The organism is Comamonas brasiliensis (assembly GCF_018292285.1).
Taxonomy (GTDB): Bacteria; Pseudomonadota; Gammaproteobacteria; order Burkholderiales; family Burkholderiaceae_C; genus Comamonas; species Comamonas brasiliensis.
The window spans coordinates 369,440-381,141 of record NZ_JAANES010000005.1 but is presented as its reverse complement, the minus strand read 5'-3'; the positions used below and the strand labels follow the sequence as shown (position 1 = coordinate 381,141).

The following is an 11,702-nucleotide window of genomic DNA, read 5'->3' as shown; positions in this document are numbered from 1 at the left end:
GGCACACCATCGGTGTGGCCGTTGATGGTGACCGTGATGGTGGTGGTGCTGAGGTCGCCGTCAGCGTCCCGGATCGTGTAGGTGAAGGTGTCCTCGAGCTTTTGACCATCGAGCAACGCGTTCACGCGGGGGTCGTTGTTGTTGAGCTCGTAGGTGTAGCTGCCGTCGGCCTTGAGCACGATCTTGCCGTACTCGCCGCTGACTTCGGTGTTGACGCTGCCGCTGACGTTCTGGCCAGCGTTGACGGTGCCCTTGGCCACGCCCACGACGCTGGNGGCATCGGCCCCCAGGGTGTCGGCGCCGGTGCCGCTGATGACGTTGCCGGTGTCTTCCGTGACGGAGGCCGTGTCGGGCTTGGCTTCGGGGGCCGTGTCGGTGATGAGCACGACCAGGCTGTCGGACTTGCTCTGGTTGGCCGCATCGGTGACGGTGACCGTGAAGCTGTCCTTGACGGAGTCGTCGCCTGCGGTGTGGTCCTTGGCCGTGCCGTCTTGCTGGTAGCTATAGCTGATCTTGCCGGTGCTGGCGTCGTAGCCGGTCAGCGTGAGCTTGCCTTCGCTGCCGGTGATGACACGCGGGGTGGTGCCCAGTGCTTGCAGCTCGGCTGCGGTGAGTGTGACGTTGCCGATCTGGACGCTGGCCAGGCCTTCGGGAGCGGAGACGCTCAGTGTGCCGGTGACCGGCTGGGTGGCGTTCTCGGCGATGCTGACGTTGCCGGCTTCGGCGCCGTTGGCGTCGGGGATGGTCACGCCCGGCACACCATCGGTGTGGCCGTTGATGGTGACCGTGATGGTGGTGGTGCTGAGGTCGCCGTCAGCGTCCCGGATCGTGTAGGTGAAGGTGTCCTCGAGCTTTTGACCATCGAGCAACGCGTTCACGCGGGGGTCGTTGTTGTTGAGCTCGTAGGTGTAGCTGCCGTCGGCCTTGAGCACGATCTTGCCGTACTCGCCGCTGACTTCGGTGTTGACGCTGCCGCTGACGTTCTGGCCAGCGTTGACGGTGCCCTTGGCCACGCCCACGACGCTGGNGGCATCGGCCCCCAGGGTGTCGGCGCCGGTGCCGCTGATGACGTTGCCGCTGGCACTCAGCCCGGTGTCTTCCGTGACGGAGGCCGTGTCGGGCTTGGCTTCGGGNGCCGTGTCGGTGATCTGGATGACCAGGTCGTTGCTGCGAGTCTCGCCGGCAAAATCCGTGACGGACACTTGGAACAGGTCGCGGACCGAGTCGTCACCAGCACTGTGGTCGGCGGCGCCGCCGGTCTCCTGGTAGGCGTAGGTGATCTTACCGGTGGCAGCATCGTAGCCGCTGACGGTCAAGATGCCCTTGTCAGTGGTGATGACGACCGGGCTGGTGGCGGTGGCGCCAGTAATGTCCTTGCCGCCGACGGTGACGCCGGCGATGCCGGCTTCGGCGGTGACTGTCACGGAACCGGTGACGGTATTGCCCGTGCCTTCGACCACGCTGTTGTGGGCAGTGCTCACACCGCCGTCGCTGTCCTCGGGCGTGATGACCGGAGGCGCATCGGTCTGACCGGTGATGGTGATGGTCAGCGTGGCGATGCTGGTACCGCCTTCACTGTCCGTGACGGTATAGGTGATCGAGCTGGTTGCCGTCTGGCCGGTAGCCAGGTACTGGAAGGCATTGCCGGGATTGAACGAGTACGAACCGTCGGCATTCAGGATGAACGTGCCACCGTTGGAGCCAGCCGTCGGCGTGCCTACGCTGGCGGTGGCACCATTGACTTGCGAGACAGTCAGGGTGTCGCCGTCCGGGTCGGCGTCATTGACCAAGACGCCGTTCTGAGCGTCGACATTTAGCGTGGTGTCCTCGTCCGTGGTACCAGTATCGTCGGCTGCAGAGGGAGCCGGGTTGGTGACGTCCCAGTTGAAATTCTGGGAGGACGAAGCGCCGGACGGATCGGTCGCAGTCACAGTGACCGTGTAGACACCGTTGTTGCCGCCCTGCGAAGCGGAATGATCGATGCTGCCAGTGATTAGGCCGGTGTTCGGATCGATGCTCAGGCCGGGCGGCAAGCCGGTCGCGGTGTAGGTGAGTTTGTCGCTGGTGTCAGGGTCCGAGAAATGGCTGGATACGTCATAGCTCACGCCGGTTTGAGCATCGATGCCCGAAGTGTCGGAAATGGAAGTGGAAACCGGACCGTCGTTGGTACCAGTGATGGTGACGGTTATGGTCTGAGTCGCTGTCCCGCCGTGACCGTCGTCGACGGTCACGGTGATGGTATCGGTGACCTTCTGACCTTCCGCCAGGGCCTGCACGTCCTTGTTGGCGTTGTCCAGGTTGTAGGTCCAGTTGCCCGAGCCGTCCACGGAGAAGGAGCCGTAGCTGCCCTTGCCGCCGTTGTTCACGCTCCAGGTGTGCGTGTCGGTGGTGTCGACGTCGCTGACGTCGAGCTTGCCGGTGGCGGTGGTAGCACCGTCCTCGACCACAGCGCCGTCAGTGTTGCCACTGAGAACGGGGGCATCGTTGGTGCCGACGATGATGACAGTCAATGTCGCAGTCGAGCTGGCACCGTCCTTATCGACCAGGGTGTAGGTAAAGGTCTCAACCAGGGTCTCACCTTCAGCCAATGCCTGCACAGCCTTCAAGCCGTTATCGAGCTGATAGCTGTAGCTGCCGTCGGCATTGAGGATGATCTTGCCGTACAACCCTTGGTCTGCACCAACCAGAGCCACACGATGTTCTGTGATGCTGCCTTCACCCAGCTTGTCGTTGCTCAGAACATTGCCTTGCAAGGCAGATACAGCATCCTCGAAGGTCACGCCCGAGTCCGCACTAGCCTGGGGAGTGCTCGTAGGCTGGGTCGGCGTCCCTTGATCGGCGCCTTCCGGCAAAGCGCCCACCCCACTGAAAAGCGGAAGCACTGTAGTCACTGGAGCAGAACGTCCGTATTCCAACGCCAGCGGCGACACGGCCTCAATGATGCTGGAAAGACGCACAAAAGTGCTGCCACCTTCGCTGCCGCCGGACAATGTGGCTGCCGTGGGATCCAGCTCATCGAACGGGTCCCCTCCGGCATTGATGGCCGCAATGATCTGGTCGATCTCGGTGCTCGCAGGGCTCGCTACAGCAGCTTCTTCCACTGTAGGCGGCTGAACCAGGTCAGCAGTGAGATGCACATCCTGGTTCTCGCCCACTATCAGCGGTGGCTGCCCATCAGCCTGCAGCTGCACGGTGCTGCCGGACGCCGTAACGATCTCGGCATCGGCGGGAATACGCATGCCTTCATGGAGTACCGTCAGATTGCCATCAGGACCACGCATCCAAGCCTGGCCAGTGAGTTTGGTAACGAGAACGGTTTGAGCTGCCATGAGGGTCTGCCTATCCAGTCAGATTAAAAAGTGAAGGTGCACAAAGGCACCTGTCCAATAATTCAGCTGACATAGTAGAAGCCAACACACCACCGCACTATTGGCGTCAAAGCCAATCGGGATCGGTTTTATTCGGTGTCTGCTGCCGAACATCAAAAAAGCCTGAAGCCTGCATATGCAGGCTTCAGGCTTTTCAGAAGCAGGCGCTCAAAGAGGCAACGCCTGAAGTGACTATTTCGGCATCGGCAGCGCCAAGATCGGTCTCAGGCCAGCTGCCTGCGCCCGATGCCGTGAACCTTCAATGTCAACATCAATCGATCCTGCACCTGCAGTTTCTCAAAGACAGCCGACAGATGGGCGCGCACGGTACGCTCGCTGATCGACATGCGTTCGGCAATCTCGGCATTGCTGTCGCCCAGCGATGCATAGCGGGCGACCTCCTGCTCGCGTGCGGACAATGGTTCAGCCCAGTCCGACTCCTGCTCAGGCAGGCGGGCGTCCACATCGCGCAACAAGCGCTGCAGCAGAGAACGACCGAGCCAGATGTTGCCGCCAGCCATGCTTTGCAACATCCTCGACAGCACTTCCGAGCCCGATTGCGCATGGGCATAGCCACATGCTCCGCGGGACAGCAAGTTCCGGCCCTCCTCATCGCTGGGGCGGTTGCTGAGAACCAGAACCTGAAGACCCTTCAGCAGCTCATTCCAGCGTGAAGCAGTCGATTCCGGCAAGGCTGGCAGGGCTGCATCCAGCACCACCACGGTACGGCCTTGCTGCTTCCAGCGTTGCAAATCGGCCAGACTCTGGCCGCGCGCAGGCATCCACTGAGGGCCTGCGATCTGCTGCCATTCCCGCCACAGCGTGGCATCCTGGGTCAGCATCAATACAGGCAAGGCATTCATAGAGTTCCTTTTTAATTGTTGGTGATCCATGAACTAACGTTCGATCAAGGCATTGGACTTGGCACGCAGAATCGGCTTGAGCAGATACTGCATCAAGGTGCGCTTGCCCGTCAGGATGTGCACTTCCGCCTGCATGCCGGGAATGATGGGACGCGAGTCATCGCCCACATGGGCCTTGTCCGTGCGCACCTTCACGACATAGAAGGAATTCCCTTTCTCATCCGTCACGGTGTTGGCACCGATCTGCTCCAATTTCCCCTGCAAACCTCCGTAGATGGCAAAGTCATAGGCCGTGAACTTCACCTCCGCCTGCTGACCAAAGTGCAAGAAGCCGATGTCGCGTGGATTGACCTGCACTTCCATCAACAAGGTGTCATCCAGCGGCACGATGTCCAGGATGTCCTTGCCCGGCTGCACGACACCGCCCACGGTATTGGCCATCAAGGTATTGACCGTGCCGCGCACGGGCGAGCGCACCTCGGCCAGCTTGACCCGGTCCTCCAGCGCCACCTTGCCTTGCTCCAGAGTCCCCAGCTTGGCCTGGGTGTCCGAGAGCTCGGAGCGGGACTGGTTGCGCATATTCAGCTCGGACTCCTGGATCTTGCGTTCCGCCTCCTGAATCGCCGCCTGAATACGCCCGATCTGTGCACCGGCTGCCTTGGCCTCGCCACAGAAGCGAGCCACATCGCGTTGCAGGCGAAGCAAATCCACTTCGGACACCGCACCACTCTTGAGCAAAGGACGGGTCACCGAAAGCTCTTCGGACGTCAAACTGCAGCTGGACGAGGCCTGGTCCCGGTTGGCCTGGGTTTCGCGCAACTCCTGCTGACGTTGACGCAGTTGGTCGCGCGCAATATTGACATTGGTGTTGAGTTCCTGGGAGCGGCTCTCAAACATGCGCCGCTCCATCTCCACCAGCTGAGGCGCCAGCGCCTGCACATCCTCCGGAGCCTTGAAGGGCTCGCCCGATGCCAGGGCCTGAAGGCGCGCAGCCTTGGCCTTCAATGCCAGCAGTTCGGCCTTGTTCTCCCCGAGGGACGAACTGTAGCGCGTTGGATCGATACGCAAGATGACCTGACCCTGCTCCACATGCTCGCCGGGATGCACCAGAATTTCCTTGACGATGCCGCCATCCAGGCTCTGCACCACCTGAACCTGACGCGAGGGAACCACCTTGCCCTGGCCTCGAACCACTTCGTCGATGCGGCCCAGACAGGCCCAGAGCACCAGAACCAGCACGGTGACCAAGGCCACCCATATCAGCAGGCGAGAGCCGCGCGCCTGCTGCTGCCCTGCCGCCCATTGCGCATCGGCCTTGAGATCTTCAGGCTGATGCGTTCCCACCACCTCGCTACCGTCAAGCAGCCATCGCTCCAGCCGCGACCAGCGTGCCTTCAGTGCATTGCTGAAGCGCGAGGACTTTTTCTCTGCTTTGGACTCGCTCATGCTCGCCCTCCTACTCCGCCAATCCGTCCTTGTTTCAAGGCCTCGATGACCTGCTCCTTGCCACCATCGGCAACGATTTTGCCGCCATCGATCACGATCAACCTGTCAACCAGGGTCAACAATGCCGTGCGATGCGTGACCAGCAAAATGGTCTTGTCCTGGGCAGCCTCTTCCAGCCGTCGCTTGAGTTGGGCTTCGCTTTGATTGTCCAGATTGCTGCTGGGCTCATCCAGCAGCAATATGGCCGGGTCGTTGATCAGGGCACGGGCGACCGCAATGGATTGGCGCTGGCCGCCAGAGAGCGACTCGCCACGCTCGCCCACCAGCATGTCATAGCCCTTGGGGTTGCGCGCCACGAACTCATCCACTCCGGCAATACGCGCCGCATGCAACATATCGGACTCGCCCGCGAACGGTGCCCCCACCAGCAGGTTGTGCTTCAGGCTGCCATAGAACAGCATAGGATCCTGCGGCACATGTCCGATGGCCCGGCGCAGGTCCACGGGATCTATCTGACGAGCATCCACTTCGTCAATCAGCACAGAGCCCTCAGTGGGCTGATACAGACCCAGAACCAGCTTTTCCAGCGTGGTCTTGCCCGAGCCAATACGCCCGATGATGCCGACCCTCTCCCCGGGCCGGACCGAAAAGCTCACGCCAGAAAGACTGGCCTGCTCGCTGCCCGGGTAGCTGAAGCTGACATTGCGAAATTCGATGGCGCCACGCAGATCCGGGCGCGAGACGAACTCCCGGTCCGCTTCGTGCTCGACCGGCATCTTCATATAGTTGTCGATGGAATTGAGCGAGGTGCGCGCATTGTGGAACTGCATCATCAGCCCTGCGACCTGACCGAAAGGCGCCAGGCAGCGCCCCGCAATCATGGAGGCGGCAATGATGCCGCCCATGGACAGCGCCGAATCCTGCACCTGGTACACACCGACGATGACCACCGCCACGGTGACCAGTTGCTGCAGGGTCTGGACGAAGTTCACCGTGCCCGACGAAATGAACTTGATCTTGCCGCCCATATAGGCGATGTACTGGGTGGAACTCTCCCACAGACGCTGCACGCCGCCCTGGGCGTTGAGCGTCTTGACGGCCTCCAGGTTGGTCAGCGACTCCACGAGCAACGCGTTGCGCTGAGACGAGGCCTGGAAGGTCTTGAGCGTCAGGCTCTCCATGCGCGCCTGGGCCCAGAAGGAGACCAGCAAGATCGCGGCAATCGCCACCACGGGAGGAATCAGCATCCAGGGCGAAACCCAGGCAATCGCCACCAGGAACAACAGTACAAAGGGCAGATCCACAAGGGTCGTAAGGCTGGCAGACGCAATGAAGTCGCGAACCGACTCAAACGAGCGCAGATTGGCCGCAAACGAACCGACGGATGCTGGCCGGCTTTCCATGCGCAAGTCCAGGACCCGCTCCATGATCTGCGCTGACAGCTGCACATCCACACGCTTGCTCGCCGCGTCCACGACATAGGCACGCGTCGTCGTCAGCACGAAGTTGAAGATCAGCACCAAGGAAATGCCGATCGCCAGCACCCACAATGTCTCCACCGCGTTGTTGGGCACCACGCGGTCATACACATTCATGCTGAACAAGGGCATGGCCAGCGCAAAGACATTGATGAGCACGGCAGCCAGCAAGGCATCGCGATACAGGCGCCGATTCTCCAGAATCACGGCCCAGAACCAGTGACTGCTGCGTGGCTCCATGCCTTGCTGCACGGAGCGCGGCTCGAAGCGGAACTGGGGACGCACGAAGCACATCAGCCCCGCATAGTCCTGCAGCAAAACCCGGGCCTCGACCTCGACCGGACTATCCGACTCCGGGTACTGCACGAGGAAGCGACCGCTCTCCTGGGCCCTGAGCAACAGGCAGGCACGGCCGCCATGGAGAATCAAAATGGCCGGCAGCAAACCCTGGGGGACATCATCAAGACCGCGCTGCACGATGCGCGTGCTGAACTGCGCGCGAGCCGCGGCCCGAGCCAGCAACGAAGGCGTCAGACGCTGGTCCACCAGTGGCAGACCATTGCTCAGTGCCTGCGCGGTATAGGGCTTGCCGTGCAGGTTGGTGAGCTGAACCAGGCAGTCCAGCAAGGGATCGGCATGGGTCTCGTGGGCAGGTATGCGCCAGTCTCCAGCCGGAGCATGCCCTGAGCCGCGCGCTCCCAGGAAAGCCGGGCCGGCCTGCTGCTCCGCCGTGTCCGGCGAAGCACCATGCCCTCGCTTCTGGGTCGCATCCGTACCGCTGACCGATGCCATAGTAGGTTCAACGTCTGGTTTGGTCATCTTCAACAATCAACCTATAAAAGCTCTTCGTCGTCATCAATCAAGTCCAGCGAATTGCGCATGCGCTGGCGCGCCTGCTTGCGTTGGCTCAGCTTCTCCAGCGCCTGCGGCGGAAGATCCGTCAAGCGCAAGGTTCCATTGGCAAGCAAGGCATCAATCAAGTCCTCCAGAACGCGGATGAAATCCGCATCCAGTGCCGACAGCTCCCGCCGGGAAGACCGCTCTGAAGGTGGTGAATCGCTTTTATCCATCTTGTTCAACTCCCACTAAAGATGCGCCAGATGCCGGCAGCCATCACTGGCGGACAGCTGCGGCCGGTGCAGACACTGGAGCTGGAGCTTGCACAGGAGCACCTTGCTCGGCCTCCATGCTGGCAGGCACCGGCGTCAGATTGTTGGTGTCCGGCACCGAGGATTTGCAGCTGCGCAGCAAGTCATCGGGCAAGGTCAGTGCCTGCTGCTCCTCAGGACGGCTATCGTCATGCGGCTGTGCGAGGCCCAGCACCGGCAGAATCTGGCTGGACAAGGTCAGCCACTGGTACTCGGCCTTTTTCAGGTCATATTGAGCATTGACCAAGGCACGCTGCGCATCGAACAACTCGTTTTCCGTATTCAGCAGGTCCAGCAGCGAACGCTGACCGATCTTGAACTGCTGCTGATACGCCACGCGCACCTTGGCAGTGGAAAGAACATGCTCACGCAGGAACGGCGTTTGCTGACGCAGTCGGGCCATGTTGTTCCAGGTAATCGACAGCTCCTGCTGAAGATTGCGGCAGGTGTAATCGCGTACGTCCTGGGCCGCATAGCCCTGGGCGATCGTCTGGCGCAGACGTGCCTCGTCCGCGCCGCCGCGATACAGGTTGTAGGTCAGCATCAGCTGCACCCGCGAGCTCTGCACATCCCAGTAGGCCGGCGAGTTCTGGTCACGGTCACGACCGGTGGATGCCAGCAATTCCAGCTTGGGCATATGCGCCCCCTTGGCGGCCTTCTGACCTGCCTCGGCCGCTTGCACCAGGGCCTGTTTCGACAGCAGCAGCGGGCTCGCGCGCAGCGAATCGCCAAAATCCTTGGCAACCCCGGACACCGGCAGCTTGCCAGTCACCTCGGGTACCGGATCCAGCGTGGCCGCCGGATACTCGCCCACCACGCGACGGTAGCGCTGCATCACATCGTTGAGGTTGTTGCTCTCGGTCATCAGATTGGTCTGTGCCAGGGACAGACGGCCGCTGGCCTGCTCCAGGTCAACGCCACGGCCCACGCCGGACTGCTGGCGCTCGCGCAACTGGCCCAGCGTCACCTGATGGGTGCCGAAGTTCTCACGCGCCAGCTTTTCCATTTCACGGTAGCGCTGCACATCCAGATAGGCCGCGACCACATCATTGGCCAGGTTCTCCGTGGTGGCACGCAGATCGTAGAACTTTGAAAGCTTCTCAAAGCCCAGTTGGCGAATATTGCTGCTGGTGGTGAAACCATCAAAGATCAGCTGACGCAGTTGCAGATTCCAGCCCGGACGGTTCCAGTTCTGCGAGGGTGAATCCTGAATATGGCTGCGCCACTCGCGCCCGACCCAACCTTGCGCAGTGACTTGTGGACGCCAGCCGCCCCGAGCCACGTTCTGACCTTCGGCGGACGAAGTGAAATCCTGAAATCGTGCCTGCACTTCCGGATGCGTCATCAGTGCCTGCTCCACCACTTTTTGCAGTGCGACACCTTGCTCGTTGGCTTGCTGTGCATTCATGGTTGTCTGGGCCATGCCTCCCATGGCCCACGAGGCCACGCCCAAAGTGGCAACCACTTGTGCAATCTGACTGAATTTCATTGTTATCCCTCTTGTTTGACTCCGACCGGGCAATGCGATGTCTGGCCCGCCAACGAATGAGCGAGAGCAATCGGAACGACCTCTACAAGTCGCTCCCCGCGGAAGCTGGTGTTGATGTGGACAGGCTCGCTGCTGCCCGGCAAGGCATCGCAGACGGCCTCAGAACTCGCAAAATGGAACTCTGTAACTCTCTTGCTCACAACCTTTGGCGTCATGCCAGCGCCGCGCAGGAGACTGAAGGTCAGGTCAAGCTTGTTGCCTGATCGACAAAACTCATCACTTTTGCCTGACAAGCCACCGCTTGGCGGTGCTGAAGGGATGGCGCTACCAAACCCGAGGTCAAACAAATCACGCGGACAGCTGTGAAGCGGCGATAGGCTAGACACAGCGCATTTGGAGATTTTCCTTTCCACGATAGCAAGGCGGAGCCTCCGGTTTCCGGCCGGTGTTCTTGACGCATAACCTTGCATGCGAAGCCGTGCGTTGATGGTTGATCTCCTGGCAACACCATCAAACAATTGGATTCAGTTGCAAATCTAGCACAACGCATGCAAGAATTTGTTTCAAAAATCAATCAAACAGCCGAACTTCGAACTTTTTGCCTGGATTTGGCAATTCTTTTCATTCCTGCTTTATATCAAAGAAACCAAGAATCAATACCGCTTCCGCCCTCGTTATTCCCGTTGGGGTTAACGCAATCGGACGAAATCAGACCGGTTCCTACAGGGAAGCCGTCACCAAATGCTTCACGCCGGATCGCCGCGGCAATAGAAAAAGGGCTTCTGACTTGATAGTCAGAAGCCCTTGTCTAATTGGTCGGAATGGCGGGATTCGAACTCGCGACCCCTTGCACCCCATGCAAGTGCGCTACCAGGCTGCGCTACATTCCGAAGACTTGAATTATACACAGAAATTCGACGTCAAAGAGAAAGCAGCGCCCTGATCTGCAAAAGCTCTTCTTTGACCTCTTCCATGCCCATGACACCGGCGGGCTCTGCGAGGTCCTGTTGCAGCATTGCGCTCAGCAGATGGCTCTGCGCCAGGTTCTCTGCCGGCACGGGCAGTGCCGCCTGCGGCTCGACCGCCCTGCCGTGGCCCGTCACCAGTTCGCGCAGACGATTTCTTGCACCGCTGATGGTGAAGCCCTGCTCGTACAGCAGCTCCCGGATGCGGCGCACCATCAGCACCTCGTGGTGCTGGTAGTAGCGGCGGTTGCCGCGCCGCTTCATGGGCTTGAGCTGCACAAACTCCTGCTCCCAGTAACGCAGCACATGAGGCTTGACGTCGCACAGATCCGCGACTTCACCGATGGTGAAATAGCGTTTGGCAGGAATTGCCGGCAAAGATGAAGCCATGGCTGGTTGCAAGCAGTCGGTGGAGGGACGAGTGAAAGATAGGCCATCACGCCTTGCGCAAATCCGGATCAGGCACGACGTGCACTCCTGCCTGCGCAAGTCCTAGCAATATAGCGCGAAGAGCTGACAGGACCTTGCACCGCACGCGACGCAAGACTGTCAGCTCTTCAATGACCGATGCTCCGCTTGACAGTGCACCAGCCGTGTGCCAATCGCTTAAGACCCCGAACTCTCGCCCTGGATCAGCTCCTTGAGCTTGCTGCTGGCATGGAAGGTCACCACGCGGCGCGCAGCGATGGGAATCAGCTCGCCGGTGCGTGGGTTGCGACCGGGACGTGGTGCCTTGGTGCGGATCTGGAAGTTGCCGAAGCCCGAAAGCTTGACATCTTCGCCTTCCACCAGCTTTTGCGAGATCAGGTCGAAAAACGCATCCACCATGTCCTTGGCTTCGCGCTTGTTCAGACCGATTTCGTCAAACAGCAGATCGGCCAGCTGCGCCTTGGTCAGCGCGGGGCTGTCGATGCTCTCTACGGCAAGCTCCATGGGTCGATCTCC

Annotated in this window: 9 protein-coding genes and 1 tRNA gene; 1 reads left to right on the top strand and 9 read right to left on the bottom strand. The window is 60.5% G+C overall.

Annotated features, from left to right (window positions below; genetic code table 11):
* The 6 genes from DJFAAGMI_RS20870 to DJFAAGMI_RS20845 all read right to left on the bottom strand — a co-directional run.
* The coding region (locus DJFAAGMI_RS20870) for a retention module-containing protein (protein ID WP_472924649.1) at nucleotides 1-3,281 on the bottom strand (3,281 nt) is incomplete at its 3' end.
* Between the two features lie 311 nt (nucleotides 3,282-3,592).
* Entirely contained in the window at nucleotides 3,593-4,231 is a 639-nt protein-coding gene (locus tag DJFAAGMI_RS20865; protein WP_211458789.1) for a response regulator transcription factor, read from the bottom strand.
* 33 nt (nucleotides 4,232-4,264) lie between these two features.
* On the bottom strand, nucleotides 4,265-5,677 hold the full coding sequence (locus DJFAAGMI_RS20860) for an HlyD family type I secretion periplasmic adaptor subunit (protein WP_211458788.1): 1,413 nt from the start codon (nucleotides 5,675-5,677) through the stop codon (nucleotides 4,265-4,267).
* Nucleotides 5,674-7,947: a type I secretion system permease/ATPase gene (locus DJFAAGMI_RS20855; protein WP_249334586.1), complete on the bottom strand. Its 2,274-nt coding sequence runs from the start codon at nucleotides 7,945-7,947 to the stop codon at nucleotides 5,674-5,676. Before DJFAAGMI_RS20855 ends, DJFAAGMI_RS20860 begins: the two co-directional genes overlap by 4 nt.
* A gap of 41 nt (nucleotides 7,948-7,988) precedes the next feature.
* Nucleotides 7,989-8,225: a hypothetical protein gene (locus DJFAAGMI_RS20850; protein ID WP_167003180.1), complete on the bottom strand. Its 237-nt coding sequence runs from the start codon at nucleotides 8,223-8,225 to the stop codon at nucleotides 7,989-7,991.
* Nucleotides 8,226-8,268: 43 nt separating this feature from the next.
* The gene (locus DJFAAGMI_RS20845; protein ID WP_211458787.1) at nucleotides 8,269-9,792 is read right to left on the bottom strand and encodes a TolC family outer membrane protein; all 1,524 of its coding nucleotides are present in this window, start codon (nucleotides 9,790-9,792) and stop codon (nucleotides 8,269-8,271) included.
* A gap of 548 nt (nucleotides 9,793-10,340) precedes the next feature.
* On the opposite strand from DJFAAGMI_RS20845, the gene DJFAAGMI_RS20840 reads away from it, so the two are divergent.
* The gene (locus DJFAAGMI_RS20840) at nucleotides 10,341-10,583 is read left to right on the top strand and encodes a hypothetical protein (RefSeq protein ID WP_211458786.1); all 243 of its coding nucleotides are present in this window, start codon (nucleotides 10,341-10,343) and stop codon (nucleotides 10,581-10,583) included.
* 22 nt (nucleotides 10,584-10,605) lie between these two features.
* Here DJFAAGMI_RS20840 and DJFAAGMI_RS20835 read toward each other — a convergent pair.
* From DJFAAGMI_RS20835 to DJFAAGMI_RS20825, 3 genes are all read right to left on the bottom strand, one after another.
* Nucleotides 10,606-10,682: transfer RNA gene (locus DJFAAGMI_RS20835), tRNA-Pro, on the bottom strand.
* A 30-nt stretch (nucleotides 10,683-10,712) separates the two neighbouring features.
* Complete coding sequence (locus DJFAAGMI_RS20830; RefSeq protein ID WP_211458785.1) at nucleotides 10,713-11,147, bottom strand: MerR family transcriptional regulator; 435 nt, start codon at nucleotides 11,145-11,147, stop codon at nucleotides 10,713-10,715.
* Between the two features lie 216 nt (nucleotides 11,148-11,363).
* Complete coding sequence (locus DJFAAGMI_RS20825) at nucleotides 11,364-11,690, bottom strand: integration host factor subunit alpha (protein ID WP_003053575.1); 327 nt, start codon at nucleotides 11,688-11,690, stop codon at nucleotides 11,364-11,366.
* Nucleotides 11,691-11,702 lie beyond the last annotated feature (12 nt).